General features: G+C 50.1%; 28 protein-coding genes. 2 read left to right on the top strand and 26 right to left on the bottom strand.

The features are described 5' to 3' along the window. The 8 genes from MUG09_RS07565 to MUG09_RS07530 form a co-directional block, all read right to left on the bottom strand. A complete protein-coding gene (locus tag MUG09_RS07565) occupies positions 1 to 1,059 on the bottom strand; it encodes a LacI family DNA-binding transcriptional regulator (protein ID WP_244775073.1) in 1,059 nt (352 codons plus the stop codon). After that, positions 1,056 to 2,354 carry a 3-phosphoshikimate 1-carboxyvinyltransferase gene (gene aroA, locus MUG09_RS07560; protein ID WP_244775071.1) on the bottom strand — a complete coding sequence of 433 codons (1,299 nt, stop codon included), beginning with the start codon at positions 2,352 to 2,354 and terminating at the stop codon, positions 1,056 to 1,058. The genes MUG09_RS07565 and aroA overlap by 4 nt, the downstream gene beginning before the upstream one ends. Continuing rightward, positions 2,351 to 3,838 carry a tripartite tricarboxylate transporter permease gene (locus tag MUG09_RS07555; RefSeq protein WP_244775069.1) on the bottom strand — a complete coding sequence of 496 codons (1,488 nt, stop codon included), beginning with the start codon at positions 3,836 to 3,838 and terminating at the stop codon, positions 2,351 to 2,353. The genes aroA and MUG09_RS07555 overlap by 4 nt, the downstream gene beginning before the upstream one ends. A 12-nt stretch (positions 3,839 to 3,850) precedes the next feature. After that, a complete protein-coding gene (locus tag MUG09_RS07550) occupies positions 3,851 to 4,294 on the bottom strand; it encodes a tripartite tricarboxylate transporter TctB family protein (protein ID WP_244775066.1) in 444 nt (147 codons plus the stop codon). 8 nt (positions 4,295 to 4,302) lie between these two features. Beyond that, positions 4,303 to 5,331: a Bug family tripartite tricarboxylate transporter substrate binding protein gene (locus MUG09_RS07545; RefSeq protein ID WP_244775064.1), complete on the bottom strand. Its 1,029-nt coding sequence runs from the start codon at positions 5,329 to 5,331 to the stop codon at positions 4,303 to 4,305. A 209-nt stretch (positions 5,332 to 5,540) separates the two neighbouring features. Beyond that, positions 5,541 to 5,912, bottom strand: a complete 372-nt coding sequence (gene aroH / locus MUG09_RS07540; RefSeq protein ID WP_244775062.1) for a chorismate mutase — start codon at positions 5,910 to 5,912, stop codon at positions 5,541 to 5,543. Between the two features lie 12 nt (positions 5,913 to 5,924). Beyond that, complete coding sequence (locus MUG09_RS07535; protein WP_244775059.1) at positions 5,925 to 6,266, bottom strand: hypothetical protein; 342 nt, start codon at positions 6,264 to 6,266, stop codon at positions 5,925 to 5,927. 16 nt (positions 6,267 to 6,282) lie between these two features. Then, positions 6,283 to 6,915, bottom strand: coding sequence for a thiamine diphosphokinase (locus MUG09_RS07530; RefSeq protein WP_244775057.1), 633 nt, complete (start codon positions 6,913 to 6,915; stop codon positions 6,283 to 6,285). A gap of 78 nt (positions 6,916 to 6,993) precedes the next feature. On the opposite strand from MUG09_RS07530, the gene MUG09_RS07525 reads away from it, so the two are divergent. Next, entirely contained in the window at positions 6,994 to 8,313 is a 1,320-nt protein-coding gene (locus MUG09_RS07525; protein ID WP_244775055.1) for a DUF1015 domain-containing protein, read from the top strand. Here MUG09_RS07525 and MUG09_RS07520 read toward each other — a convergent pair. Together MUG09_RS07520 and MUG09_RS07515 are read right to left on the bottom strand one after the other, a co-directional pair. Beyond that, the gene (locus tag MUG09_RS07520) at positions 8,310 to 8,912 is read right to left on the bottom strand and encodes an L-threonylcarbamoyladenylate synthase (protein ID WP_244775053.1); all 603 of its coding nucleotides are present in this window, start codon (positions 8,910 to 8,912) and stop codon (positions 8,310 to 8,312) included. The genes MUG09_RS07525 and MUG09_RS07520 overlap by 4 nt on opposite strands. Beyond that, positions 8,893 to 9,324 (bottom strand): septum formation initiator family protein, encoded by a 432-nt coding sequence (locus MUG09_RS07515; RefSeq protein WP_244775051.1) that lies wholly within the window; start codon positions 9,322 to 9,324, stop codon positions 8,893 to 8,895. The genes MUG09_RS07520 and MUG09_RS07515 overlap by 20 nt, the downstream gene beginning before the upstream one ends. Before the next feature lie 74 nt (positions 9,325 to 9,398). On the opposite strand from MUG09_RS07515, the gene MUG09_RS07510 reads away from it, so the two are divergent. Continuing rightward, positions 9,399 to 10,277 carry a hypothetical protein gene (locus MUG09_RS07510; RefSeq protein ID WP_244775049.1) on the top strand — a complete coding sequence of 293 codons (879 nt, stop codon included), beginning with the start codon at positions 9,399 to 9,401 and terminating at the stop codon, positions 10,275 to 10,277. Here MUG09_RS07510 and MUG09_RS07505 read toward each other — a convergent pair. From MUG09_RS07505 to rsxC, 16 genes are all read right to left on the bottom strand, one after another. Next, on the bottom strand, positions 10,274 to 11,197 hold the full coding sequence (locus MUG09_RS07505; protein ID WP_244775047.1) for a ribonuclease Z: 924 nt from the start codon (positions 11,195 to 11,197) through the stop codon (positions 10,274 to 10,276). The genes MUG09_RS07510 and MUG09_RS07505 overlap by 4 nt on opposite strands. A 26-nt stretch (positions 11,198 to 11,223) precedes the next feature. After that, positions 11,224 to 12,396 (bottom strand): ABC transporter permease, encoded by a 1,173-nt coding sequence (locus tag MUG09_RS07500; RefSeq protein WP_244775046.1) that lies wholly within the window; start codon positions 12,394 to 12,396, stop codon positions 11,224 to 11,226. Next, complete coding sequence (locus MUG09_RS07495; protein ID WP_244775044.1) at positions 12,393 to 13,091, bottom strand: ABC transporter ATP-binding protein; 699 nt, start codon at positions 13,089 to 13,091, stop codon at positions 12,393 to 12,395. Before MUG09_RS07495 ends, MUG09_RS07500 begins: the two co-directional genes overlap by 4 nt. Further along, positions 13,075 to 14,244, bottom strand: a complete 1,170-nt coding sequence (locus tag MUG09_RS07490) for an ABC transporter permease (RefSeq protein WP_244775042.1) — start codon at positions 14,242 to 14,244, stop codon at positions 13,075 to 13,077. The genes MUG09_RS07495 and MUG09_RS07490 overlap by 17 nt, the downstream gene beginning before the upstream one ends. Position 14,245: 1 nt before the next feature. Continuing rightward, complete coding sequence (locus tag MUG09_RS07485; RefSeq protein WP_244775040.1) at positions 14,246 to 15,208, bottom strand: hypothetical protein; 963 nt, start codon at positions 15,206 to 15,208, stop codon at positions 14,246 to 14,248. Position 15,209: 1 nt separating this feature from the next. Next, positions 15,210 to 16,085 (bottom strand): signal recognition particle-docking protein FtsY, encoded by an 876-nt coding sequence (ftsY, locus tag MUG09_RS07480; RefSeq protein ID WP_244775037.1) that lies wholly within the window; start codon positions 16,083 to 16,085, stop codon positions 15,210 to 15,212. A gap of 20 nt (positions 16,086 to 16,105) precedes the next feature. Then, positions 16,106 to 17,368: a hypothetical protein gene (locus MUG09_RS07475; RefSeq protein ID WP_244775035.1), complete on the bottom strand. Its 1,263-nt coding sequence runs from the start codon at positions 17,366 to 17,368 to the stop codon at positions 16,106 to 16,108. Positions 17,369 to 17,371: 3 nt separating this feature from the next. Beyond that, positions 17,372 to 18,476, bottom strand: a protein-coding gene (gene prfB / locus MUG09_RS07470; protein ID WP_244775032.1) for a peptide chain release factor 2 whose coding sequence is annotated in 2 segments (ribosomal slippage) — positions 17,372 to 18,406 and positions 18,408 to 18,476 — 1,104 coding nt in all. Because the reading frame shifts where the segments join, the coding sequence is not laid out codon by codon here. A gap of 21 nt (positions 18,477 to 18,497) precedes the next feature. Continuing rightward, on the bottom strand, positions 18,498 to 20,399 hold the full coding sequence (locus MUG09_RS07465; protein WP_283401293.1) for an alpha-amylase/4-alpha-glucanotransferase domain-containing protein: 1,902 nt from the start codon (positions 20,397 to 20,399) through the stop codon (positions 18,498 to 18,500). Positions 20,400 to 20,402: 3 nt separating this feature from the next. After that, positions 20,403 to 21,203 (bottom strand): RnfABCDGE type electron transport complex subunit B, encoded by an 801-nt coding sequence (locus tag MUG09_RS07460; RefSeq protein WP_244775028.1) that lies wholly within the window; start codon positions 21,201 to 21,203, stop codon positions 20,403 to 20,405. Between the two features lie 10 nt (positions 21,204 to 21,213). Further along, the gene (rsxA, locus tag MUG09_RS07455; RefSeq protein WP_244775025.1) at positions 21,214 to 21,807 is read right to left on the bottom strand and encodes an electron transport complex subunit RsxA; all 594 of its coding nucleotides are present in this window, start codon (positions 21,805 to 21,807) and stop codon (positions 21,214 to 21,216) included. A gap of 1 nt (position 21,808) precedes the next feature. Next, a complete protein-coding gene (gene rsxE / locus MUG09_RS07450; protein WP_280529406.1) occupies positions 21,809 to 22,450 on the bottom strand; it encodes an electron transport complex subunit RsxE in 642 nt (213 codons plus the stop codon). A 157-nt stretch (positions 22,451 to 22,607) separates the two neighbouring features. Then, positions 22,608 to 23,720 carry a transposase gene (locus MUG09_RS07445; RefSeq protein WP_244771299.1) on the bottom strand — a complete coding sequence of 371 codons (1,113 nt, stop codon included), beginning with the start codon at positions 23,718 to 23,720 and terminating at the stop codon, positions 22,608 to 22,610. Positions 23,721 to 23,918: 198 nt separating this feature from the next. Then, positions 23,919 to 24,476, bottom strand: coding sequence for an RnfABCDGE type electron transport complex subunit G (locus tag MUG09_RS07440; protein WP_244775023.1), 558 nt, complete (start codon positions 24,474 to 24,476; stop codon positions 23,919 to 23,921). Continuing rightward, positions 24,473 to 25,567 (bottom strand): RnfABCDGE type electron transport complex subunit D, encoded by a 1,095-nt coding sequence (locus MUG09_RS07435; RefSeq protein ID WP_244775022.1) that lies wholly within the window; start codon positions 25,565 to 25,567, stop codon positions 24,473 to 24,475. The genes MUG09_RS07440 and MUG09_RS07435 overlap by 4 nt, the downstream gene beginning before the upstream one ends. After that, a complete protein-coding gene (gene rsxC, locus MUG09_RS07430) occupies positions 25,564 to 26,874 on the bottom strand; it encodes an electron transport complex subunit RsxC (protein ID WP_244775021.1) in 1,311 nt (436 codons plus the stop codon). The genes MUG09_RS07435 and rsxC overlap by 4 nt, the downstream gene beginning before the upstream one ends. Between the last annotated feature and the right edge of the window lie 57 nt (positions 26,875 to 26,931).

Below are 26,931 nucleotides of genomic sequence, written 5' to 3'. Positions count from 1 at the left end.
TCAGTCAAGTTCACGCATCCGTGAGGAACTGCGGATTTTCAAACTCGGTTGCAGGATGATATCATCGCACTTTTTTCCACCCAGGATGAGTTGTAGTTGCTCAAACGCCCTCTTTCCCAGTTTCTGAGGGTCCTGGTGAATGCTGCTCAACGACGGACGTGCAATTTCTGAAAGAAATGAATCGTCGTATCCAAGAATGGAAACCTGCTGGGGAACGGCGATGTGCTGTTCATCCAGAGCCTGCAGGACGCCTGCTGCAACCGCATCGTTGCAGCAAATGATCGCATCGAAATCCCTCAGTCTTGAGAGGAAATCCCTCGCTGTTGCATAGCCGCTTGGAAAGTCATAGCCGGTCATGCAAATCAACGATTGATCGAGAGGAAGCGAAAATTCCGCCAGAGCCCGCCTGTATCCTTCGAGGCGGTCCAGTGATGAGTAGCTGCCGCGGTTCGGATGGTCGAGATACGCGATCAAGTCGGCTATACTCTCTTTGGGTTGCTGCCAGAAACTGGCAAAGAAGGCAATATGCCGATGATTGCCCCTGAGCAGGTACTTGGCTGCAATGTACCCGCCTTCCACATTATTGTAATAGATATGACTTGCTCCCTTCAGGTAATCTCTCCGATACACGATTACCAGGGGAAAATCCGGGTCGAACAAATCTGGAAGCATAGCAGCCGAAGAATCGGAAAGAGGACAGAACAGGAGGGCCGAGATACCAAGGGAGGCGGCACGCATGAGACACTGGGCCTCCTGCTCGGCGCTTCCATTCGAGGAGTACACTACAACATGACAAAGCATCTTGTTGGCCTCCCTCATCACGCCTTCGACAACCGCCGAAAAAAAGTGGTTCTCCAGACTTGGAACTATCAAGGCCATCAACGAGAGTTTCTGCTTTTTTACAGCGGGAACATATCCTAGCTTTTTCATTGCGTGACGAATTAATTTTTCAGATTCAGGATCGACATTTCGTGCATGATTGATAACCCGGGAGACGGTTGCTATGGAGAGCCCCGCCTCCTTGGCGACATCGGTGATCGTTACTTTCTTCGTGTTCAATCCTGCGCCTCCTCAATCAAAAGACCGGCACCACAGGCTGCAAACTTCGAGAAGAATCCCGGAAAAGAGACATCGGCACACTGTGCATCAGTAATGACAACCTCGCCTTCCGCGGCAAGACCGGCGGCCACCAATGCCATCGCAATACGATGATCGCCTGAAGATGAGACTATTCCACCCTGAATAGCAGTCGGGCCATCCACCACCAAAGAGTCCTGCTCAATGTGCAGTGAACAACCGAGCGAATTCAATTTTGCAGTCATTTCGGCCACCCGGTCAGTCTCTTTCTGCCTGACATGCTCCAAATTGACAAATACCGTCCGCCCTTCAGCCTGGGTCGCAAGAACGGATAAAGCCGGAAGGGCGTCGGGAATGTCTGAAAGATCGATGGTCAAGCCGCCCTTCAGTCTTTCTCCTCCGACAATGTGCAGTTCGCTCTCATTCTGCCTGTACACATTCGCCCCGAATCGGGCGAGAATATCAACTACACGCTTATCCCCTTGGGAATCGGAGAAGTCCAGACCGGTAAGCACCAAATCCGACCGGGTAATCGCAGCAGCAACCAACGGAAAGGCGACTGCAGACCAGTCGGAGGGTATTGTAAAATCACCCGATTGATACTGCTGTCCCCCTTCAACAACAAATTGCGTATAGTCCGCTGGATTTGCCACCTCTATACCAAGACGTTTCATCCAATCGAGCGTAAGTTGAACATACGGTTTTTCCAAGGCGTTGACGACCTGTATCACCGTTGTACGCTTCGCCAGAGGGGCGGACAACAGCAGACTTGAGACATATTGGCTGTTTTTACCCTCGATGGTCACCGTCCCTCCTTGCAGGACTCCCTTCACCACCACAGGGGGGCAGCCTTGGCCTCCCCTGGTAAGAAATGCCGTGGCGCCCAAAGCATTCAATGCGTCGACCAAAGGCATGATGGGCCGTCTTCGAATCTGTTCATCACCGGTGATTACCGTATAGCCGTCCACCAAGGAGGCCACCGATGTAAACAGACAGGTAGTGGTCCCCGAGTTCCCGGTGTCCAACACATTGGAGGGAACCTGCAGGATGCCTCCCCTTCCCTGAACAACCCAACGATTCTCTTCTTCCTTGACAATCGCCCCAAAGGCACGGCTTGCTGCCAGGGCACTCAGTCCGTCGCCGCTTGCAAGAGGATTCTCTATGCACGTCCTGCCACCGGCAAGGGTGGCAAGCAGCACCGAACGGATGGTATGACTCTTCGAACCTGGGACTTGGAGGCTCCCCTTCAAGAAGCCGGGTTTGACATGTACATTCATTTGGATTTCCTTCGACGATTGAAAAGATTGCTGTTGGTAGCAAGGGTTATCAACAAGAGGAGCAGCAGAATCATGGTAATCGGCCGGCCGAAAAGAGCAAGAAGCTTGTTGTCTTCACTGGATGCCAGACTCACTGCCCTTCTGAAATTGGAATCCATCATGCCTCCCAGCACGATGGCAAGTGTCATCGGAGCCACCGAGTAGGAACGACGTCGCATGAAGAAGCCCAGGATTCCGAATAGGAACATCAAAAGGACATCGAAGCTCCGGTTGTTAGCGGCAAACGAGCCGATGACGCACAAAACGGTCACCAACGGCAGCAGGACCCTCTTGGGAATGGTAAGCACCTTGCTGATTCTCGGCGCCGCCAGATAGCCCAGCAACAACAGGAAGAAGCTTCCCACAAAACCACCGGCAAGAATCGCCTGGAACATATCACTGTTGGTCTGGATGAACATGGGTCCCGGTCGCAACCCGTGCACATAGAACACCGAGAGAATAATCGCCGTTACGGCATCACCGGGAATAGCCAACGTAAGCATTGGTATCATCGCCCCGCCGATACAGGCATTATTGGCAGTTTCACTTGCGACGATACCCTCAACCGCCCCCTCGCCGAAGGGAACGGATGGATGCTTGACCACTCGTTTTGCCTGACTGTAGGCCAAGAAGGCGGCCACCGGGCCTCCGGCCCCGGGCAGTGCCCCGACAAAAACGCCGATGGTGGCATACCAGAGTGAAAGAGGAGCGTGACGAAGCAACTCTTTGAGCCGTATCGGGGTCTTGGACATTTTGGCTACTTCCCCGTCCTCAAGAGAAACTGAGAGGCTCATCAGCACTTCGGAAAACCCAAACAAACCCACCAGTGCCGGAACAATATTGATACCGGCCTGCAGATTGCGAATTCCGAAGGTCATGCGGGCGGTACCCATGACCGAGTCGATGCCGATCATGCTGAACAACAACCCCAAGGCTGCGCTGATCAAGCCTTTGGAGAACTGCTTGCTTGTCAGCGAACCGACTGTTGTGAGGCCGAACAAGGCCAGCAAAAAGTAATCCATGGGAGTGAACCGCAAGGCAAGGGATGAAATAGGCTTTGCCACCAGCAATAGAGCTATGAAGCCGAACAATGTCCCAATGAATGAGTACATGATGGCGTACGACAGCGCCTGGTATGACTGCCCGCGTTTTGCCAAGGGGAAGCCGTCGAGGGTGGTAACCACCGATGAAGGGGCTCCTGGGATATTGATCAGGATTGCCGACAGCGCTCCGGAGAAAACCCCGACCACATACACACCCATGATGGTGGCAAGCGCATCGGTGGTCTGCCACGAATAGGTGATGGAGACCAACAGGGCCGTTGCCATGGAGACCGATAAACCGGGGATTGCACCGACGAACAAGCCGGCGACCGATCCAACGAAAACCAGAAGAACAAACCTGAAATCAAAGGCGAACGAAAGAATTCCCAACACATCAACCATTGCATTGAACTCCTATGGCAGCATCACATGCAAAAGCATGGCGAATAGCAGATACAGCACCACAGGAAAAAGGATGGCAATGCTGATGGTCACAACCCATCGTTTCTCTCCCAGATACCGAATGATGAACAGCAAGAAAAGAGCGGTGCTGACCAAAAATCCAAGCAGGCCCATACTTGCAATGTAAAGAGCGGTTGCTGCAACCATTACCAGCGTTGGTTTTCCTTGAAACTTCCCCGATTCCTGCGGGCACTGCTTCGCTCCCTGTTTTATCACAGACAGGGAGAGTGGAAGCAAAAACACGGCTATCAACAGTGGAAACAGATACGGTGACTGTTTCCACTCAACTTGAGCCTCTGCATGATTGACTAGTGAGTACACGATAAGACTGACGGAGAGCAGGAGAAATGCAATGCCCTCATAGCATGTCATACTGTGCTTGTGGTGCGTGGTCATTGGAGCTCCTAGTAATGCAACTTCTTGATGCCGAACTTCTCAGGACTGATTTTTGCAGCTCCGTTGTCATACAACAACCAAGAAACAAGGGATTCCCACTCGGTGAAGAAGGAGCGCATGGAAGCCTCGTCCGGGTACTTCTCATACAGCTTGTCCAATGAGTTTTTCGCAACAAAGTCCTTCCATGCCTGCTCTTGGACCGCCTTGGAGGCAGCTTCCCGAAGAATCTGGACAACAGTGGCAGGAACATCGGCTTTCACAAGCAAGGAGAGCGGAGTAAAGGGATTGCCCAGATACTTCTGTGAACCGGGAAGAATCTCATCGAGCGTCGGGACTTCGGGATGTGCCTCCAATCTCTGGAGTGCAGAGATTCCCAACAGTTTGAGATCCCCGCTTTCCAAATATCCGGTCACCGTTGAGTAGTTGGAATTGGTAAACTCAACCTGTCTGCCAAGAACGGCTACAATGCAGTCGGCACCACCGGGGTATGCAGTCAAGGCCATGTCCAAACCCATTTTGTTGTAGATGAGCGCCTGGACGTGCCCAGAACCACCAGGTCCTGTATAGGACATTTTCACCTTGCCGGGACGGCTCTTGATATCGTTTACCAAATCCTGCAGCGTTTGATAGGGTGAATCCTTATGGACAACAATTACTTTAGGATCGTTGACTGCAACCATGATGGGGGTGAAATCATCATAACTCATCTCACTGAGCCCCATGACACGTTGGGTTCCCAATGATTCAGCCGTAAAGAGAACGGTATATCCATCGCTTTTTGCATCGAGCACCGTCCGTGCCCCGATGGAACCGCTCGCCCCACCCTGATTGATCACCGTGATGCTCTTGCCCAGATGCTTTTCCAGTTGGATGGCCAACTGCCTTCCACTGATGTCGGTCGTCCCACCCGCTCCGTATGGAACAATCATGGTGATGGGTTTTTGTGGATATACCGGGGAAGTTTGCTCGGCAACTCCTGCCGCAAACAATCCAAAGGTGCAAAAGAGCATAAGAGCGATGGTAATTCGACGATTCATGGAAGCCTCCTAAAGTGTATTGTGTAAATTACCATTTAGTATGCAATTTCTTGAGTATTTATGCAATAATTATTCGTTAAAAACCAGATAAAGAAATATATTTTATAGTGGATAAACAAATAGAAAAGGTTTTCTTTTACATCGCAATCTGTAAATTTTCATTTAAATGCACAAAATAAAACCTGAATACAATACCAAGCACACTATAATTATTGTTTTTGCAAATCAGGACGAAGTCTTTCCGCCCCATCCATGAACACCGCCTTGGTTTTGTCTGTATGGAAGTTGAGGATGAGAAGCATGCGGATGACGCGCTCCAGCATCCCTTCAATCTCAAGCTCCTGCATGCAGAACAACGGCGTGGTGCTGCAATACCCGCCTTTTCTCAGGCCGGTTGCTGGATTTCTGCTCTTCAAATCACTGGTTTGGGTGATCAGAAGACTCGCGACATTCTCTTCATCCAGATTGTTTTGCTCAAGAATAGCCTTGTAGAGCCTGCAGGCGGCAGCTTCTATGTATAGCGGTTCATCCTTTGCTACACAAATCGCACCACGAATGGCACATATGGTTGGTTTATGCATAGTACTCCTCATTCAACTGATCACCAGCCCCTTCTGGAACAACGTCTCCAACAAGGCCACCACAAAGCCCAAGGCAAGTATGCAGAACATTCTTGCGATGGTAAGGAGCACTGATGAGACGGGAAATACGCGGTCGCCTGCCCATACGATACAGGAGAAAACCAATATCCAGACACCGAACAGCAAGCTGGTCCAGCTGATCAAATACAAAAAGAACTGCAAGAGAGTGACGAACTCAACGGTTACTGAAAAAAAACTGCCTAGCAGGTACACAAGAAAGAAAAACAGATACAAAAGGAGTGTATAGGTGTGTACCCGGCTGGAAAATGCCAGCAATCGTCTGGTCTGCAACATACACAGAGAATAGCATCTAGGGCAGCTTGTCTGCAACCGGGAAGCTGACAAACAGTACCCCCCCCTGTTTTGCAAATACATCCAGGAAGGAATCAGTGGTGCGGTTTGAGAGCGAAAGGGTATCCATCGACAATCGATGGTTTTCCAAAGGCCATTGCAACTGCTTTGCGGTTATAAACGCTTCCTTGGTGAAACTGGTTGGGAAAAGACTGACATGCCGCCCTGCCTTCAGACCTTCGAAACGCTGGTACCCGCGCACCAGATGTACTTCCTCGTATCCAGTATACCAAAGATCGGGGGGGCCAAACCGGTCGAACAGGCTGAATGTTGCAAACAGGTGATCCATTCGAAAGCCTCCTCCACCCACAAGACAATACGAGTCATACCCCATGCTGATCGCTTTCTTGATTGCCAACTCGGTATCGCTTTCGTCTTTGTCACGAAGACTTCTTTCATGGACCCGGTTTTGGATTTCATTTGAAAGGGATGTGGAGTCAAAATCGCCGACACACAGGTCGACATGCGTGCCGAGCTTGCGTGCTGTATCATACCCGCTGTCGGCGGCGATGACGTAATCACCCTTCTGCACCAATCCAAAAGGAATGGATGCTGGAGCACCGCCACCTGTATATATAATTGCTTTACTCATATTTTCTCACTTTATGTTGCGTATCTGGCAATATTGGAATAGTATATTACCACATCCATAAATCAAAGAGGTTACAGCATGTCCAACGTTGCTCAACACTTGGCCCAGTATGCACTCAAATGTGCCGATATCATGATTCCTAAACCAGGAACCGACCTGACCAAATGGGCTGTCGTTGCTTGTGATCAGTATACTTCAGAACCCGAGTATTGGGAACAAGCAGCCGAATATGTAAAAAACGATCCATCCACCCTGCACCTGATCTACCCGGAAGTCTACCTGGAGGAAGCAGATCCCGAGAAACGCATCAGATCAATCAATTCTGCGATGCAGGATTATATTAAAAACGGTATTTTCACCACCTATCCAAACTGTTTTTTCCTTGTCCATCGTACAACGGACAATTGTCCGAATGGAAGATGGGGGTTGCTGGTCGCCCTGGATCTGGAACACTACGACTATGCCAAGGACTCAAGAACCTTGATCAGGGCAACCGAAGGGACGATTCTGAGCCGCATCCCTCCGAGAAAGGAGATCAGGCGCAACGCTCCGCTGGAGCTGCCACATATCATGGTGTTGATAAACGACGAGAAACGTTCGATCATCGAGCCGTTGACAAAGAAAACCGAGCAGCTGAAAAAAGCATATGATACTGAATTGATGGCCGGCGGAGGGCATCTCAGCGCATGGGTCGTCGACCGGCAGGAGGACCTTGAAGCCATTGCACTGGCAGTAAAAGCCATGCATGACGCCTTGGACCCCTCCAATCCCCTGCTCTTTGCCATGGGCGATGGAAACCATAGCCTGGCAACGGCGAAAAGCTGCTGGATGGACATCAAGCAACCCTTGAGCGAAGAAGAATTGAAAAACCATCCTGCCCGGTATGCACTGGTGGAACTGGAAAACATTTTTGATCCAGGCCTCGAATTTGAACCAATTCACCGCGTTCTCTTCAATCTCTCCAAGGAGACGTTCCTTCAAGAGATTGCCAAGGTATGCACCTCGTATGTTGAAAAGAAAGTCCCTTCCAAAGAAGAAGTGGTGGCACAGATCAATGTGAACGATGGTCTGCAAAAATTCGGGTACTGTGATGCCGATGGATGTTCGGTGTTCGTTCTGCAACAGCCAAAAGCGTCCATTGCCGCAGGCACACTGCAGCTTGTCATCGATTCGCTGCTTGCACACAAGCTTGCAACTGTGGATTATATCCACGGCGTCGATGTGTCTGCTAATCTCGGGCGGAAAAAAGGAAACATCGCTCTCATTCTTCCCGATGTTTCCAAGGCCACCTTCTTTGATACCATCATCAAGGATAATGCGCTTCCGCGGAAAACCTTCTCCATGGGAGAGGCGCATGAGAAGCGATATTATATGGAGGCTCGACGCATCCAGAACTAAACAAGCAGCTGTGACGCATCGTAAGCGCCGCAGCGTACAAGCTCATAGGGCGCTTTCGTGCAATCGATCAGGGTGGAGGGAGTATCCCTTCCTCTATCCGGATCGATGACTATGGCCTTTACTTTCTGCTTATACGTAAAGATGATATCGGTTATATTGGTGATGGTGAAGCCAGTATCATTGACACTGGTGGAGTAGATGGGCCTGCCGAGTTTGGTGAGGATCGTCTGAATGAATGGGTCGTTTGGAACCCTGATGGCGGTACTTTGCCCGCCCTCGTGGTTTTCCAGAATGACTGTCAGTGCACAAGGCCAGTGTTTTTCCAGAATCGGCGGTACCTTGCAAAGCTGATGCGCCTGCTCCAAGGTGGCAAGCACGATGAATTGGTGTTGTCCGGTAGTCTTCTTGAGAGCACACAATTTGTCAAAAGTTGTTGCATATCGGCCGCTCAAGCCATATATCGTGTCACAGGGGAGAACCAAGAGATTATCCTCCTGCAAATACCGCACCACCCGATCAATGGTGGAATCCACCGTCTTGTAGAGCAGCTGCGCTTCCTCAACCATCCAACCCACAATTCTATCTCCGTTTACGTTCAAGCAATGCATAGCATATCGTAAGTAGGGTTGATAATGCTAGTGCCATAAGGAAAACGAAGATGGTTGGCAAACCTTCAAAGGATGGGCGGCTGTAAGGCTCTCCTGCGGTAACAGGAGCTGCCATGGCCAAAGCCTCATCACCAAGGTCGAAATAAAAGACTTGCTCGCCCTCACGTTGGTAACCGTATTTGAAGGCGGCGTCCTGGATTGCATCGCGCTCCCCCATCCGCTCCCGCTGCATGGTCAAGGAGTCTACCTGCAACGAAAGGACTTGCTGTGAATAGCGCAGGCGTTCGATTTCCTTGCGCAGGGCCTGGTTATGGAGAAAACCTCCCTCCCCGAAGACGGAAAGAAGCAACGGGAAGGATATAGCTAGGCTCAAAGCGAATATCAGCGGGAATTTTCTTGTCATGCAATCCTTCAATCTATATAATAAGTATGATACTATAGCTATAGTATCGGTGTAAAGTTTGCTTGGAGGTTGCGATGTCTGAAAACAAACACTATGGACGGCAAATCATTTTGAGTTTGTTCCTTACCGTTTTTCTGTTGCTTGCAGTCCTGTATCTGGCATCTCGATTCCTCCTTCCGTTGTATGACATCAATCAAGAGATGTTGTACGGACTCTTGGTCAAGCTTTTTCCCCTGCTCATCGGTCTGGTAATGATTGAAATCGGTGTCCTTGTGGCACGCCGCAGGGATGAGGATTATGCAGATCAGGTGGATAAGCTTCCACCCAATGCCTATGACAAGCCGTTCTACACGCTTCCTCATGACGATCCCGCCCATTTACACAGCGATCAACTTGCATTCGGCCAGCAAAAAGTTGAATCAGTGTCTCAGAAAGTACAACCGGTTGAAATTCAGGAAGAGAAGCTGGAAATAGAACCGGTCATCAAACCTGTCGTTGCGATGCCCCGCATTGAACGGGATATCGAAGTTCAAAAAGTCGTAGAACCCGCTGTAGCAGAAGAACCCGTTGCAGAACAGATCGTCTACAAGACAGACTTCGCTTCAATTCTTTCTGTTGAGCTTGACAACTCCAAGGACATGGATTACGACCTTACGTTGGTGTTGATAGAGGTCACCGAGGGACCGGCTTCCCTGATAGCAAACAAGCTCATGATGCAAAGCGGGGAACTTGCTTACAGTTTCACCCTCGAAGGCGGCAGGATTGCCATGGTCCTTCCCTTCTACAATGCAGACGAAGCCCGCTCATTCACCCTCACCATGATCGAAAGTTGCAAGAAGGAGTTCTCAGGCTCATCCTTGCAGATTGGATTTGCATCACGCAACGGGAGAATGATCGACAGCAATCAGCTGCTGCATGAAGCTGAGGCCGCCTGCAACGTGAGCGAGAATTAACTTTTCAGCGGAATATCAAAACACATACGGTCTTTGGTCAGAATTGACGGCCCGAAGACTTTTTTTGCATCCTTGAGCAAGTACTTGAGTTCACGGTCGCTGTAGCGGGGACTGTAGTGTAAAAGGCCGAGCTGCGCCACCTCCGCCTCTTTGGCAATCCTCGCAGCATGTTCGGCCGTCATATGCTTTTTCTCAAAAGCCGTCTCAGCCATATCGGCGGTGAACATGCCCTCGCAAAGCAACAGGTCGCTTTTTCTCACATGATCTGCGATGGAAGGAAGATAGATTGAATCGGTTACGTAGCTGAATTTACGCCCTTCCCGCTTCTGGCCCATTACTTGGTGACTTTCTACGACCGTACCATCGCCCAGCGTTACCGCAAGGCCCTTTTGCAGCCTGCCCCACATCGGACCCATGGGAACACCCAGTTGCCGCGCCGTATCAGGGTGGAATTCACCGGGGCGGTCCTTCTCCTGCATGACATACCCTACACAAGGTTTTGTATGGTGCAACGGGAAGGCGGAGACAGTGAAATCCTCTGTCTCGAGGATGACTCCCTGCTCTGCAACCTTCACGATGATCTCATAATTGATGTACATATCGAGAATGCGCCGATTGGCGTCGATATACTCCTTGAGTTTCGCAGGACCGTAAATGGTAAGAGGCTCATTACGGTCGACCTGGCTTGAGAGCATCAGGATTCCTGGAAGGCCGGTGACATGGTCTGCATGCATATGACTGATAAATATGGAGTGGATTTTTTTCCATTTGAGATTCAACATCTTCAGCGAAACCTGGGTTCCCTCTCCGCAGTCAAACAGAAAAAGCTCCCCGTCCCGGCGAACCATCGCGCTGGTAAGATACCTATTGGGAAGAGGCATCATGCCGCTGGTCCCCAGAACAAATACTTCAAAATTCATGCAGTCAGTATAGCTGAAAACCGTAGTTAGTCAAAGTGTGTACAGGAAAGAGGTTCAATTACCTTTACCCTTCTGAGGCTCCACTGCACTGAAATCATGCTGACAAAAAGCAATACCAAAATTATTGACAGGATGTCGGAGGCCGGGATGGAGATGGAAAAATCCAATAGATAGTAGGAAAGGGAGGGAATCGACTTGTCAGCGATGTACGAAAGCAACGGACCGAGGTTGCTTGCAAGCAACATCCCCGCCATGGTTCCTGCAAGGATGGATACCAAGGTGACCAGCATGACCGTTGAGAAATAGACCTTGCGGATGAATACTCTTCTTGCCCCGAGGAGCGTAAGCATCGCGATCTTGTGCTTATCGTCCTCCACCAGTTCCCGGGACAGTTCACTGATGAAATAACCGCAAAGAATGGCAACAACAACCATGACACCCAACACAGCCTGCCGGCTTGTATTGAGGTTGGTTGCCACACTGTAATTCTCCTCATCCCAGGAAGTCACCGAATATCCCTGCATCTGAAGGTCGCCCTTGATGCTCTGCATCCGTGATTGTTCCACCAGCAGCTCATAGTACGTCTCTTCCTTACCCCCGAAGAGCCGATGCACGAGCTCGTAGTCGCAGAATACAAGATTGGCATCGAGCTCCTGATATCCGGAGTCGTACAGATTGTGTATCACGCACAATTGGGGCCGTATGCTGTTCTGACTTACCAGCATGAGGGCGACCCGGTCATTGACCGTGACACCCAATTCTTCGGCCAAGGTGGTACTTATCAGGATTTGGGGAAGATTGGTTGCTTGTCCAGCCTCCGGGGTTCCCATACTGAGCTGTTCCAGCCTCATTTCATTGAAATACTCAGAACCTACGCCCTTGAGCCGTACCATCTTGTTAGCCTCGGGGCTGTAGATGAGCGCATGGCTTTGTGCTACCAGTTGTGTATCCAAAAGGCCTTCAATCGGACCAAGTTCCAGACCGGTATGCTCATGAATCTGCAAGTGCCCGTTCCCTAGCAGGGCATACTTGTCGGCTATGCCGCGACTCATGGACACGACAAATATCTGGGCAAAGACCAAGGAAGCTACGACCAAGCTGATCAGCAGAATGTTGAACAGTATTCGTTTTTTTGCTGCTCGACTTCCTCGATATCCAAGCTTTCGCAGGACCATGAGGTGAAAGAGGGAACCTTTCAAGCATCCACCTCCAGATTTCTGTTATGCAGATGGTACACGAAGTCACAACGAGCTGCGAAAACGTTGTTGTGGGTGATGAGCATCAGAGCCACCTTGCGCTCTGCCACCAAATTGAGCAGGAGGTCCTCCACCAGCTGGGCGTTCCGTTCATCCAGCGAACCCGTTGGTTCATCTGCAAAGATTACCGCAGGTTCATTCACCAAAGCCCGTGCAATGGCTACCCGCTGGCGCTCACCTCCTGAAAGCTGGTCGCTGGTATGGTACAACCTGTCAGCAAGCCCGACGGTTTGCAGTAGGTTCAATGCACGTTTTTGTGCCTCTTTCTCCGAACAACCGGCGATCATGGCGGGAATCTGCACATTCTCAAGGGCATTGAAATCATCAAGCAGGAGGCTGCTTTGGAAGATGAAGCCCATCCGCCTGCAGCGCAGCATGCTCAGCCTCACGTCATCGAGCGTCGAGAGTTCCCGATTCTCAAAAATCACCTGCCCGCTGTCACACGAAAGCAACCCTGCGCTTATTTGCAGAAGCGTCGATTTTCCGCTTCCGCTTCGCCCTGTGATAGCGACACTGGTGGAGTCGGACAGTGAAAGATCCACCTGCTGGAGAATGTGGATGGGCTGCCCCCCCCTGAGGGTTGCCGGAAAGCTTTTGGAAACCTGCTTCAGGGATAATACTTCAGATGACTTCATCATGCGCAAACATCTCCATAATATCGGCTTTCAGAATTCTATGCGTTCCTTGAAAGGAAGCAAGCATGCTGAATACCAGGATTGAGACTACCAAAAACACCACTTCGTACGTTCTGATCTCCAATATCAGGTGCACACCCATGGATTGGTATACGACATTGGAGAGCATGGGGTAAAGGGCTACGGCCGAATAGGAGAACACCAGGCCAACCACGCAACCGATGAGCGTAACCAAAAGGGATTGCAGGACAAAGAGTGATTGCACCTGTTTTTTTGTCAATCCCATCGACCTGAGCATTGCTATCTCTCGTTGCTTGGCCAAAAGCAATCGCCTGCTGCTGCTTCTGATATGTACCAGAATGACCAACACCATCAGAAAAAGCATGAGGGTCATCATCTTTTGCTCGAGCTCCATGGCACCGTACAACGATGCATTCAACTCCTTGTAGGTGGCGACTTCCTCATACCCCAGATCAAGGATGTGCCGTTTTACCTCAAGGACATCGTTCTGTGTAAAGATTCCAATCTTCAGCTGAACGTCCGGATTCAAGGAAAGAAGCGTCTCTATATCACAAAGGAAGGTCGCCCGATCGAAATCATAGCTGCTTGTATAATAGAGGGAGCCTATCACCATGTTTTTCTGGCTTGGTATAACAGTCGCCTGTCGACCTTTCTTGAGCAGGGTGACCTTGACCTCATCCTTGAGGGCATGGGTTCTGCTGTTTGAGTAGGAGGAAGCAAGGAAACCCGGCACAAAGAGTTCTCCCCGATAACTGTTCAGCTGCGAAAGAAACCTGCCTTCAGCCTCCAATCCCCTGATTCTTCCGGCAACCGTATCGCCGGCTGTCGCCTGCGTTATGACAGGTATGTCTGCGTAGATGAATGCGTTATCAACGGAGGCGAGGGCTTCAATCTCATCTGCAGCATGCCTGGCGGCAGCTTCATCGCTTGTGGAGAGAACAACCTGCAGGTCGAAGGATTCAAATGTCCGGATATCGTCGAACTGGTCCCGTTGAAGGGCTTGCATGAAAGACAAAACCGCTATGATGGCGAACAGGCAAAGGCCCAGACCGATGGTAATACGGATACTGGTTCCCCTGTGCCTATTCTGCTTGGAGAAAGCATAACGGGTGCAAAGCAGAAGAAGTACCTGCATATCAATAATAGGAGATGGAGAGGACACGCTTTCCATCAACGGCATAGGTTACATCAGCATATGGATTTCCCTCGCTGTAGAGAGTCTGTACGCTGCTTCCGTCCTCGTTGTACCGGATTGTCTTCACCACGCGTCCCCCAAATGATTCTGTAGATACGACAAGCTTTCCCTCATCATATGTCTTGATGGTCATCCTGCCGTCCGCTTCTGTGATTCGCTCTTCAATAACTGTTCGATGTTCATTATACCGGTATTCGACGAGATAGGAAGGAGTTTTGGAGGAAACCAACAGTGCCGATCGATCATACTCTTCAAGAGTTTGTACCTCTCCACTCTTTCTCAGGATGGAGAAACCTCCATCCTCATAGGTGGTCACTGAAACCTGTTCCTGCTTTTCATCACCTATCCAATATTCTCCAATGGTTCTTCCATTCGCTAGGGTGGTAAACAACTGTCCCCCATCCTTGTCTGAAAAGGCGAAGTAAGCCTGGTCCTTGAACATGCCGAAGGTACGCATTTCGCTCAGGTTTTCGGCGATGGTGATGATTGAAGCAAGTGAGTCACTGCTGTAGCTGTAGAGCCTGGCCTGAGAAAGTCGGCCGTCGATGACGGTGGTCGCCTGCATGAGACGGCCGTCTGGTGCATACTGATAATACGTAACGTCCTGTTCTGACTGCAGTCGCATCAAGAGCGAATTTGAAAATACCTCAATCGTGTCCGCAGTACCGTCAGCATAGCGCGTTACCAGTATCTGATCCTCTTCGGATTCAAACAGCTGTTTTGTCCAGACCAATCCTTCAGGCCCGTGCAGCTGAGTCTGATTCGGAAGGTGTGCAAGATAAAAAGAGCCCTCACCTGTCCACTCTCCCTTGTCCTGCCCGATGCTGTTGGATAGCCGCATGGAGATTGCAGGCAGGCCGGAAAGACAGAACAGAATCGTGCAGGCGAGCAACAGGCGTTTCATCTTAGTCGGTCAACCCGACCAGCGTATCAAGGAACTCATCCTTGTCAAAGGGATGGATGTCCTTGTATGTCTCTCCGGTCCCGACAAATGCGATGGGAATATTCTGTTTCTCACCGATCTGCACAAGTGCTCCACCCTTTGCAAGACTATCATATTTGGTGAGAATCAAGGCATCAAGCTTCACCGCCTGATTGAAAAGCTCCGCCTGGCTGATCCCATTTTGTCCGGTGGTAGAATCTATGACCAAGAACTTCTTGTAATGAACGTCCTCGATGCCCCTTCCTTTTACGATTTTGTCGATCTTGGAGAGCTCTCTTAGAAGATTCTCCTTATTGTGCATTCTTCCTGCAGTATCGACGAGTATTAGATCTTCGCCCCTTGCTTGGGCCGAGGTGATGGCATCAAACACCACAGAACCCGGATCACTGCCGCTTTTCTGCTTCACAATCCTGCAGCCAAGCCGCTGGGCGTGAACTTCCAATTGGTCGATGGCTGCAGCGCGGAATGTATCGGCTGCGGCAAGCAGGACCTGCTTTCCTTGATTTTTGTAATACTGGGCTAGTTTTGCTATCGAAGTGGTCTTGCCGACCCCGTTCACTCCGAGAATCAAATAAACAGTCAGGCTCCCTTCTTCCAGACCCGGATCGAAGATACGGATCTTATCGGAAAGCAAACGTTTTACCAATATCTGCAAATCCTTTTGGGTTTTTGGTTTCTCGCTCTTGGCAAGTTTGCGAACCTCGTCAGAGATTTGGGTTGCGAGCTTTGCCCCCAAATCTCCTTCTATCAGAAAATCCTCAAGGTTCTCGAAGTAACCTTCATCAAAGGTATTCATCCCGAAGAGCGCTTTCAGTTTCGCTCCAAATCCTTTCAGCATATAAATCTCCTAATCTATCATCAAAAGCTTGAACCTGATCGGGCTGCATACGAAGCAAGTTCCATCACCAAGGCCACACCGGATACCAAGGCAAGCGAACTGGTGGCAACCAAGCCCACCTGCCAAAGAGGCTCTGTGGAATTGAATGTCTTGGACAACGCAGTACAGCCTACATAGGCTCCAAACAACAAGATAGTATTTCTCAGACGTTTATAAAAGTCCTTTTGACTCTCCAACACAAGAACCTCATCGGAGAGAAGCACAGGTTGGAACGCCACTTCCAACTTTTTTACCGGAGTGTCCAACTGTATGATCCGGTTGGCAAACCCATCCTTGGTACCTGTCAGGACCAACGGGTATGACGGGTCTGCAAGTGAAATGGAGAGACCGATGCCCGCTTGCCGGCCATCTACAAACCAATTGGCTTTGCCACTGGTGGAGTTGATCTGCAGTACAGGATGCTTTATTTTTTCCAAGGAAAAGGACAGGACCTTGATTTTTTTCGGCTCCAGGACAACCGACAGAAGCGACGTCTCATACCCTTCAGCTGAGATCAGCAGTTCATGTGCACCACTATCAAGGAAAATAGGTGAATCGGCAACTGCTTCCTTCGCGCCATCAACGAATACAGAAAAAGCACCAATGCCTTTCTCAAAGAGCAGGGCTCCTTGGTCGGAAGCCGCAAACAGACGAAATATCTGCTCATCCAACTCAGAGCCCAGGCTCTGGTAGGAGCCATACTGTACCAATCGGTCAAGCAACAATATCCGATCAGTGGATACAAATTCGATCCGTATCCGCTGCAGATCACCCAACTTTTCGGATTGAATCAAGAAAAGCCCATCGTACAGGCTATGTTGCATGAACCAAACAAGGGCCTGCTCATCGGAGCGGACCAGAGCGGCAAGGGCCTCGTCATACGCCTCTATCGTGTATTCACACGTGCGGATGTTCGGCACGTCGCCAAGCTCTTGCTGCTCTACACGCAAAGCCGTGTTCAGAATACCGGCGTCCTGTTTGCCGTACGCAGCATGTATTGCATCAAGTCTTTTCTGTTCCAGGCTTTTCTTCTCTTTTTCCAGGAGAACTTGTTGCTGCCGTGCATCCAAATAGATGGATGAACCATAGGTACCGGCCGAAGTGGAGACCACCTCGGCCAAACCCTCCAGATTTTCATCGAGAAGGACAAGACCGATGCGAAAGATCGGCCCTGCCTCCCCAACACCGAAAAGAGGAACCATGATTACTATAAGGAGTGTCAGCAAGGCTGTTCGCCTGGCCATAGGCTACTCCTCCTTTTGGGCCCATTGGAGATAACCTTCAATAAAATCCCCGATTTCTCCATCCATAACCGCCTGGATATTGCCTACCGTTACACTGGTCCTATGATCCTTGACCATTGTATAGGGCTGGAACACATAGGAACGAATCTGGCTTCCCCAGGTAATTTCCTTCTTCTCGATGGCGTCCTTCTGGTGCTCCTTCTCCTTCTCCTCACGATAGTACTCGTAAAGCCGGCTCTTGAGCATCTTGAACGCAACATCCTTGTTCATTACCTGGCTTCGCTCATTCTGACACTGAACCACAATCCCTGTGGCATAGTGGGTGATACGCACCGCACTGTCGGTCTTATTGACGTGCTGCCCCCCGGCACCGCCGGCACGATAGGTGTCCAAACGGTAGTCCTCTGGCTTGAGGTCGATCTCAATGGTGTCATCGATGACAGGAGAGGCATAAACACTGGTAAAAGAGGTGTGTCTGCGTTTTTGCGAGTCAAAAGGACTGATGCGGACCAAGCGATGTACTCCAGCCTCGCCTTTGAGATACCCGAAACTATAAGGTCCGGATACCTTGATGGTGGCACTTTTGATACCACCCTCATCCTCCAACAAGTCGAGAACCTGGCTCTTGAAGCCGTTGCGTTCGCAATACCGAAGATACATGCGCATCAACATATTAGCCCAGTCGCTGGCCTCGTTCCCCCCTGCTCCGGCGTGAATGGTCAAAAAGCAATCATTCTTGTCAAACTTGCCGTCAAGCAGCGTTTTCAGCTTGAGTTGGCTGTACTGTTCCTTCAGTTCCTTGATCTGCTCGTCTATCTGAGCTTCTTCCTCAGGATTCTCCGGTTCATCTGCATAGATTTCCAGTAATTCCGACATTTCGGAGATGGAATCCATCAACTCTTTCCACGGATAGTATGAATCCTTAAGGCCGTTCAGCTCTGCAAATAACTGCTCGGCACCCTTTCGGTCATCCCAAAAGCCGGGTTCAAGGGTTTTTGCTTCCAAGACCTGGATTTCAGAGAGCATATGATCCGGGTCAAAGCCGCCTCCATACGGTATAGGCTTCTTCTTTAACACTTTCAAACAGGGATTTATTCTGGAAAAACATGGGCTCACTCCTTAGAGATGGTTATTTTCGTTCCACCCTGAGTCCAAGGGTAATTTTTTTCTCTGCTCCGCTCTCCAATTGGATGGGCCAGGAAGTCATGAACAACGTATGTTGATACAGCTGTTCCACGCCGAGGACGGTGGGGATTTCAATAGTATAGTCTTCTTTCAGTAAGGTAAAGCGGGTATCGGCTACCAATGTCAGGGAGGTGCTGTTCGGTTCATCATACATCCGGATGGATTTAACCTGTTTGAGGATAATCTCATCATCCTCATGCAGAACATTCTTCTTATTTTCGAGTTGGAAAAAAGGAATGGGATTCTTGAACGATGCTATCGAGAGAGGTATCTCGCAACCATACCGGAAACTGACCGGATGTTCGCTGAGATTGGTCAGGGTAACATCAAGCAGAACCGTATTCTGCCGAATCTTGAAGTGTTTGGAGAGTCCAACCTCCCCTCCGATGATTGGAGAAGCATCAGTGGTCGCTATTGCGCGAAATTCTGTATTTCTCCGATCGAGCACAGAAAGGTTGTACACCGTCGTGCTCATATCAAGACAGGATTGTTCGTCGGTCTTTGCATATTCATCGAGCACTGATTCAAAGGGAAGAAACACATCGCTGAACAAGCGTTGTTTTCTGCCTTGCAGCGCAGGATGCTGATTATGCAGACTGCTTCCAAATCCCTGAAGCGGGGAAAGTGTGTCTCCATAATTGTAAAGCGATGGGAGGTAGGTCAACTCGGCAAGGCTTCCCCCCTTGGAATCGATGACGCAACTCAGGTATTTGCCGATTACCAGGTACTCATCCAATTCATCGTGGTCGAAGTCGGTGACAACAGGATAGGAAAAATCCTTCAATGCTGAAAGAACGCTGTCCGCTTCACTGATGTATCTCCAAAACAGCTTTCTCACCGAGCTTCGAAGCATGGTTGCATTTGCATCACAAAGATACACCGTTCCCGTTGAAAGCTTCTGTATCAAGTGCTCCAGACGCTTACGGACATCCTTATCCTTCTTATACGTTCGGGCTATTTCGACCATGGAGGTGTATCGTCCATACAGATACGATAAACTCTCGTCTTTGACAAACAGGTCGTTGATGCAACATAAATCGGCTTTGGTGGAATCGAAGCCGTACCACCCTGCCTGCAGATACCCTTTTTGAGGGAGCTCTTCCAAAGAATGGGCTTCCTCGATGCTCTGTGAACCGTACTGCAAGAGCATGGTGAACAAAAGGTTTGTTTGTTCCTCCGTAATGCCGCCCTGTAAAAGCTGGTCGATATTTATCATCGCCATTACAAATGGGGGTTTTGCTTCGAACATCGAACGTACTTGATCAAGCAGGTTGCCAAAACCAATCTCTTTCTCGGCAAACTTGCGAATGAGTGAATTGATGGTGGAGCTTGTCGGAATTACCGAAATGGACTTTCCCATCTCCTGCATGGAGAAAGGCTCCGTAAACTGTTGTTTGGGTTTGTCGCAATCGTATGAAGAGATTACCAGTGAATCAATGCAACACAAATTCATCGTATTGATGTAGTGTGGATTGAAAACCTGGGCATAGCTGAACAATGTTTTTGAGCGTTGTCCATACCGTTTGCGCAAGTATGTAGTGGTAAGCTCGATTTGATTGGATCGATCCTTCGGGGAAAGCAGGCTGAGAATGCTTTGGTGATAGGAACCGGTAAGCAGCTCCACCTTGCCTCTTCTTGCAAGATCGGCAAGCAAAAGGTTCACCGGCTGTTGGGTCAATTCCAGCCACTCAAGCACAGGTACTCCCAGTGATAATTGAAGTACCGCCCCCTCGCTATGGTGTAAAAGTGTCAAAAGAGGCTTGAATACAGCAGTAAGTGCCCGCTCGAATGCGGGCACTGGTACACCTTGGCTAAGTTGACTGTAGGCACCTATCAGTACTTTCATCCCTTACCGCTTGATAATTATCTTGGTCGGACACGCCTGGGCAGCCTCTGCTATCTGGCTGTGCGGGAGCGTCTGATCAAAGGTAGAAAGAAATCGATCAACCTTGCATCCGGATTCAGGATATTTGGTTTCACAAATCTTACATCCTATGCACCCAACCGTACATTGCTTGCGAACCTTTCCACCCGGCTCATGACTATTGCAGTCGATCACATACTCACTATCCTCATAGATCATCTGCATGACCCCATTCGGACAGATGGTGACGCACTTCTCACAGCTGATGCAAAGTTTTTCATCGACAATGATATACCCATCCTTGTCCTTGGAGATAGCCCCAACCGGACAAACCTTGATGCAACTTCCCAAATGCATGCATCCGCTTTTGCAATTATTATCGCCGGCAAACAACAGGGAGGCTGCATTGCAGTCAAGCAATCCTTCGTAGGTGTAGTCTTTTACCGTAAACTCCGTATTACCCTTGCACATTACATGTGCAACTTTTCTACGGTTGTCGCCGCTGGCTTCAACCTTGGCTCCCATGATTTCAGCCATTTTAGCGACCAGGGAAGGACCGCCGGGGCTGCACAGACCGATTTCCGCTTCACCCAAGGCGACAGCGGCGGCATATGCATTACATCCGGCATATCCGCAGACACCGCAGTTTGCACCGGGCATAATAGGTTCAAGGGCGAGAACTTTTGGATCTTTCTTGATGGCGAGTTTTTTCTCAGCATAGGAAAGACCGAATCCAAACAAGCCGCCGAGGACGGCCACCACTAAAATCGCAAAGAGAATATTCACATCTCCCCCCTTATACCAAATGCAGGTTGGTGATCAAGGACTTGTCGAAGGCCATGAATGCCAAGGCCATCAAACCCGCACTGATGAAAGCAATCGGCATTCCCCGATACGCCCTGCGTACCGGTTGCAGATCGAGGCGCTCACGGATATTGCTCATCAAAACAATGGCGAGCGTAAAACCGAGACCCGCGGCAAGACCTGCCGTAAAGGCTTCCATCACATTATAGTTGCTGGAGATATTGATGATCGCAATACCAAGAACTGCACAGTTGGTCGTGATGAGCGGAAGATAAATACCTAGTGCCTTGTACAAGGCAGGGCTTATTTTCTGAACCACCATCTCAAGCAGCTGCACCAGACTTGCAATGACCAGGATGAAGGTCAGCGTCTGCAGGTACTGCAGATTGAAAGGAACCAACAGAAAGTAGTAGATAGCCCAGGTTACAACCGAAGCTACCGTGGTAACAAAGGTAACCGAAGCACCCATACCGATGGCATTCTCACTGTTCTTGGAGACACCGATGAACGGACAGAGTCCCAAGAACTGCACGAGAATGAAGTTGTTGATAAATATAAATGTTATTAATATTGCAATATAGCTCATGTTACCTATCCTTCTTTCGCAAGGTGTTCCAGTCGAAGAAAGCCTTCAAGAATCCCATCAGCAACAAAGCACCGGGTGCAAGAGCAAGAACTCTGATTGGATTGTCATAGAACCAGGGGATGTTGATGACACCAGCGAAATTACCTACCGGGAACAAGGTGATCGTGCCTGAACCGAACAATTCTCGGATAAGAGCAATCAGGGTGATGCCGAGAGCAAATCCGATCGACATGCCGATTGCATCAAGAATTGAGTCAAGCACAGTATTTTTACTTGCAAAAGCCTCGGCCCTGCCGAGAATTATGCAGTTTACCACAATTAAAGGAAGGTAGACTCCCAATGCACTATAGACAGCTGGAACAAAAGCATGCATCACCATTTCTATGATGGTAACCAAACTCGCAATGATGACAATATAGGCAGGAATATGAATGCTTGCAGGAATGACTTTCCGCAAGGCCGAGATGAAAATATTGCTGAACAGCAAGACAAACAAGACACCTGCCGACATACCTATGGCATTGGAGACCTGACTGGAAACACCAAGGACAGGGCATAGACCAAGGACGATGACGAACACCGGGTTCTCTTTGAATATTCCTTTTGTAAGGAGGCTCTTGCAAAATGAGGATTCATTGAGAATTTGAATCCATCCGACGACACTAATACCATTGATTAAGAGGAGCGAACCGTCCAATCAAGGGCTTCAAACGAGTAAATACGCCCGGTCCATCGATAATCGAGTGCAAGAAGACACACCTACCCCACGATAGGCGAATGCATCATTGCTCTTTGTGGTGTTACGCAGTTTTCTGGATGCCCGGCAGGATGCAATACTGCAGTATCTTGATTGCAGCAAGGCACAGCACGCCGGTCATCAGGCAGTGGGAGACCTTCTCCGTCCCCCTGACCATGATCTTCGGCGGAATAAGCCAATCCTTGAGGTGGGAGTTGGATCGTTCGACGGTCGAACGGATCCTGAACCGCTGCTTTTCAGAGGGGGAGAGGACCCGTTGCTGCTTGCGCCGCTTGTTCGGGTCGATGATGGGCATCCTGCCGTTTCCGATGATGAAGTCCTTGATGGGCTTTGCATCGTAGGCGCTGTCCATCAGCGAGTACAGGTGTTTGATCCGCTGCCCGGTCATCCGCTCCAAGGGAATCGCCGCTTGGCTGTCATGTACGTTGGCACCCGTGACGATGGTGCTGACGGGAATGCCGCTGTCGGTGACATCCAGGTGAAGCTTGTAGCCCTTCCAATAGTTGCGGTTGCCCTGGCTGTTGCGCTTGCATCCCCAGCTGCACTGGGAGTTCAATTCCTCGACTGCCTGTTCGGCAGTCTGGCCAAGTTGCTTCTGCAGAACGTTTTGCTTCTTGGTTTTCGACTCAGAGCCTTTCCTGGGCCTGCCGGGTTTCCCCCTCGGGATCACTTCCTTCTTCTTGTTCACGGCCTTCTCGCGCGCCTCGATGGCCGTGGAGTCCCGGCTGACATGACCCACGATGCGGCCGTCCAGATAGGAGCTTACCAAGGGGCCCAGCGCCTTCTCCATGAGTCTTTGGCGTGCATGGGATGCAAATTTCCTGCTGAAGGTGGCCTCGCTGGGTACGGAGGTGAACCCGCAGACCTGCCGCAGCGACGGATCGCTGAGCAGGCGGTTGCGAAGCGAGGTGACGGTGGGAATCTTGAAAAACTGTTTGGCCAAGGCTGAACGGATCATCGCCGTCTCATCATAGCCCTTGCGTCCGAGCAGGCTTTCCTTGCGTTCGCATGCAGGCATAAATTCCTCTATCACCTGCAGCATCTGGATGAACGTACGGTGTTCGGCGGTCACATACCCTTCGAAAACCTCTTGGATGTCGAAAGAAATACCGAATACCATCTGGCAACCGCCGAGGATTTCTGCTATGCTTTTCATGGACCTGCTCTCCTTCTAATTGTTTGTAGTTAATCATATTATAAAGGATTGTCAGGTCCATTTCTATACAAATCTTCAAATTACATGCTTGTTTTCATCTAGGCTGGGCTTCTGAAGCTGCCTCAGGCAGCCCGGAAGCATGGAAATGTCAGGCTTTTGCTATTTTGCAAGAGCCTCTAAGTTCTTTCATATTGGCTTTCACTTTGCACCTCCAAGGCTTTTCACATACTCGCTGCCACCGTTTATGGCCTTTGCAACTGCTGTGAAGGTCACCGACGAGCCGCTTACAGCTTGGGCCTCACTATCGCCGAGCATGGTTTTATTCGTCGGTACCGGCTTAGCAGCACCGGTTCCCTTGAACTTGTCCATGTACCCTGCTTCCTCGGCTTTCTTACCAAGTCCAGGAGTCTCGGTATGGGTTAAAAGCTGAGCAAACAGCATTTCACCTTGTGTGGTATAGGATGCAACCAAGGTCATCTCACCGCCATAGCCTGCACTCTTCAGTCCCACGATGTAGCCGGCAGTCTTGGAATTGTCGGAAAGCTCTATAGCATACGTTACATATGCATGGCCACTGACTTCTTTCTGCTCACCAATCGTATAACCGCCGCTTACCGCCTTCAGGGCATTGAGACGTTTTTCAGCGTCCATTTTGATGATGACCGGCTCTGTGATGGAATTCGTCAAGGCCAGGGCGAAAGCACAGACGGCACAGATAGAGAGAAGGATCAGGGCATATTTAATATTCTTGGTCATACTTTAGCCTCCTTCTGTTTCTTGCGCAGTTCTCGCGTATCGCCGAATTTGCGGGGAATGATATACCTGTCGATGGTGGGGGTCAGGATATTCATCAGAAGAATGGAGACCGAGACGGCCTCGGGCATGCTGCCGAAATATCGGAAGAGAAAGGTGAAGAAGCCGCAACCAAGACCGTAGACTATCTGACCCTTGTGACTGATGGGGCTGGTGACGTAGTCGGTAGCCATGAACAAGGCTCCCAGCATCAGACCACCGGAGAACATCGAGGGGAAGAAAGACCCGCTGAAAGCTCCATTCGCCGAAGGAATACCTCCGAAGATCCAAGAGAAGACACCTACACTCAACAGGTATGTTACCGGGATATGCCAGGTAATGATTTTGGAGACCAACAGGAAAATACCACCGATCAGCAGAGCCAAAGCACTCACTTCTCCGATACAACCGGCTACATTTCCCAAGAAGGAGTCTATGCTGTAGGCACTGAACCCCGTCACCGAGGAGATGGACTGTGCAAATGAAGTGGCCGGATACGAGGCTCCTTCCAAGAGGGCGTTTGCATCCATGCCAAGCGTTCCCGAAGCAATGGCAGTCTTGGCAAATCCGAGAGGAGTTGCAGAAGCCAAGGCGTCAGGCATCGCAGATGCAAGTGTTTTGGGGGTTACATAGCTGGACATAGGTGTCGTGAAAGAGAAAAACACGAACACACGGCCGGCAAGAGCCGGGTTCGCCCAGTTGGCTCCCAAACCTCCGAACACCCACTTTGCAACAAAAATTGCAAAGGCACTTGCAAGGAAGGGAATGAACAACGGAACCGAAGGACTCATATTCAAGCCGACCAACAAGCCGGTAAGGAAGGCTGAGCCGTCCCACAAGGTCGATTCCTTGCTGACTTTCCCCAGCAAAAATTCACAGAGCAGAGAACTTGCAATGGCAACCGCCAAAACAAGAGCTGAACGCAAGCCGAACACATAGACACCCCACAAGGTGGCCGGTGCCAAGGCCAGCGATACAATCCACATAATTGATGCAGTATCCGTCTTCGCATGAAGATGTGGTGAAGAGGAAACCGTCAAGGTAGGTTTATTCATTTCTTCTTTCTCCCCAGTTTCTTTCCAGTCTTCATGGTATGCACGAGCGGCAGGTGCGCCGGACATACATAAGAGCAGCAACCGCACTCCTTGCAGTCCATAAGACTGGTCTGCATCGCCTCTTCATAGCGACCATTGTCGATCAGGCGATACAGCCTTGCCGGCATCAATCCGATCGGGCAGGCTGCAACACAGCGCCCGCAGTTCAGACACGGTGTAGTACGGACCTTTTTCTGAGGAGGCAGAGCAAGCAGTCCGCTGCTTCCCTTGGTGATGGGGGTTTCCAAATCGAAAAAAGAGAAACCCATCATAGGTCCGCCGCTGACCAGTTTTTCCGGTTCACTCGAAAAACCACCGCAGAAGGCGAGCAAGTCGCTTACCTTGGTTCCCACCGGAGCCAGGATGTTCTTGGGGTTGGCAATACACTCTCCGGTGACGCTGATCACCCGTTCGTAGAGACTCTTGCCCAATACGATTGCTTCATAGATTGCATTGCAAGTGCCGATGTTCGCCACAACGGCACCGACATCAAGAGGAAGTTTCCCCGAAGGGATTTCCCGTTGGATGGTAGCCTTGAGCAACTGTTTCTCATCTCCCTGGGGATATTTGACTTTTAAACCTACGATTTCAATCGGGTAACCCTTCTGCTTGACGATTTCTTGCAGATGGGAGATGCAGTCGGGCTTGTTCATCTCGATACCTACGATAACTCGCCGAGCTCCGGTGATCTTGGCGCATATCATGGCTCCCTCGAGCGCTTGTTCGCCTTTTTCGAGCATGATGCGATAGTCGGCGGTCAGGTAGGGCTCACACTCCACACCATTGACAACAAAGGCTTCCACCTTCTTGTCACGGGGAACAGTGAACTTTACATGGGCTGGGAAGGTGGCTCCGCCCATGCCCACAATGCCCAAATCCTTGATTTTAGCAAGCAAATCTGCACTGCTTTGCTCTTTCCAATCGAGCTCAACGCTTTCCTGATCGGGTTGCTCGGCATCGGGAACTATCACAAACGCATCGCATTGAACGCTGTTTGCAAGGTTGACCCGCCTGACTTCCTTGATAACGCCGTTGACAGGTGAGTGGACATCAGAGCTGATGAACCCTGCACTCTCCCCTATTTTTTCTCCCTTGAGCACGGTATCGCCCTTGGCTTTGAGGGCTTTCGCCGGTGCACCTAGGTGCTGTGACAGTGCGACGATCAACTCCGACGGCATGGGTAGTCTTTCGATCGACTGGGAACGGCTGAATACCTTCTTGTCATCAGGATGCACACCACCCTTGCTGAACGTAGGTACTTTCTGCATGCATAACGCTCCTTATGTAGATGATTATCAGAACAGAATGAGAATTTTAGCAAATAC

Source organism: Sphaerochaeta associata (assembly GCF_022869165.1).
In the GTDB taxonomy this organism is placed as follows: Bacteria; Spirochaetota; Spirochaetia; order Sphaerochaetales; family Sphaerochaetaceae; genus Sphaerochaeta; species Sphaerochaeta associata.
This window is presented reverse-complemented; position numbering and strand designations above follow the sequence as displayed.

Bases quoted from the DNA above. Each gene is read 5' to 3' on its own strand.
- MUG09_RS07485 (WP_244775040.1), bottom strand. From the start codon at position 15,208: ATGAAACGCCTGTTGCTCGCCTGCACGATTCTGTTCTGTCTTTCCGGC.
- MUG09_RS07550 (WP_244775066.1), bottom strand. From the start codon at position 4,294: ATGACCACGCACCACAAGCACAGTATGACATGCTATGAGGGCATTGCA.
- MUG09_RS07440 (WP_244775023.1), bottom strand. From the start codon at position 24,476: ATGACCAAGAATATTAAATATGCCCTGATCCTTCTCTCTATCTGTGCC.
- rsxA (WP_244775025.1), bottom strand. From the start codon at position 21,807: ATGAGCTATATTGCAATATTAATAACATTTATATTTATCAACAACTTC.
- MUG09_RS07555 (WP_244775069.1), bottom strand. From the start codon at position 3,838: ATGGTTGATGTGTTGGGAATTCTTTCGTTCGCCTTTGATTTCAGGTTT.
- MUG09_RS07505 (WP_244775047.1), bottom strand. From the start codon at position 11,197: ATGAATTTTGAAGTATTTGTTCTGGGGACCAGCGGCATGATGCCTCTT.
- MUG09_RS07515 (WP_244775051.1), bottom strand. From the start codon at position 9,324: ATGACAAGAAAATTCCCGCTGATATTCGCTTTGAGCCTAGCTATATCC.
- MUG09_RS07465 (WP_283401293.1), bottom strand. From the start codon at position 20,399: ATGAAAGTACTGATAGGTGCCTACAGTCAACTTAGCCAAGGTGTACCA.
- MUG09_RS07510 (WP_244775049.1), top strand. From the start codon at position 9,399: ATGTCTGAAAACAAACACTATGGACGGCAAATCATTTTGAGTTTGTTC.
- MUG09_RS07530 (WP_244775057.1), bottom strand. From the start codon at position 6,915: ATGAGTAAAGCAATTATATATACAGGTGGCGGTGCTCCAGCATCCATT.
- rsxC (WP_244775021.1), bottom strand. From the start codon at position 26,874: ATGCAGAAAGTACCTACGTTCAGCAAGGGTGGTGTGCATCCTGATGAC.
- MUG09_RS07535 (WP_244775059.1), bottom strand. From the start codon at position 6,266: ATGTTGCAGACCAGACGATTGCTGGCATTTTCCAGCCGGGTACACACC.
- aroH (WP_244775062.1), bottom strand. From the start codon at position 5,912: ATGCATAAACCAACCATATGTGCCATTCGTGGTGCGATTTGTGTAGCA.
- MUG09_RS07545 (WP_244775064.1), bottom strand. From the start codon at position 5,331: ATGAATCGTCGAATTACCATCGCTCTTATGCTCTTTTGCACCTTTGGA.
- ftsY (WP_244775037.1), bottom strand. From the start codon at position 16,085: ATGCTGAAAGGATTTGGAGCGAAACTGAAAGCGCTCTTCGGGATGAAT.
- aroA (WP_244775071.1), bottom strand. From the start codon at position 2,354: ATGAATGTACATGTCAAACCCGGCTTCTTGAAGGGGAGCCTCCAAGTC.
- MUG09_RS07435 (WP_244775022.1), bottom strand. From the start codon at position 25,567: ATGAATAAACCTACCTTGACGGTTTCCTCTTCACCACATCTTCATGCG.
- MUG09_RS07445 (WP_244771299.1), bottom strand. From the start codon at position 23,720: ATGAAAAGCATAGCAGAAATCCTCGGCGGTTGCCAGATGGTATTCGGT.
- MUG09_RS07495 (WP_244775044.1), bottom strand. From the start codon at position 13,091: ATGATGAAGTCATCTGAAGTATTATCCCTGAAGCAGGTTTCCAAAAGC.
- MUG09_RS07475 (WP_244775035.1), bottom strand. From the start codon at position 17,368: ATGGCCAGGCGAACAGCCTTGCTGACACTCCTTATAGTAATCATGGTT.
- MUG09_RS07490 (WP_244775042.1), bottom strand. From the start codon at position 14,244: ATGCAGGTACTTCTTCTGCTTTGCACCCGTTATGCTTTCTCCAAGCAG.
- MUG09_RS07525 (WP_244775055.1), top strand. From the start codon at position 6,994: ATGTCCAACGTTGCTCAACACTTGGCCCAGTATGCACTCAAATGTGCC.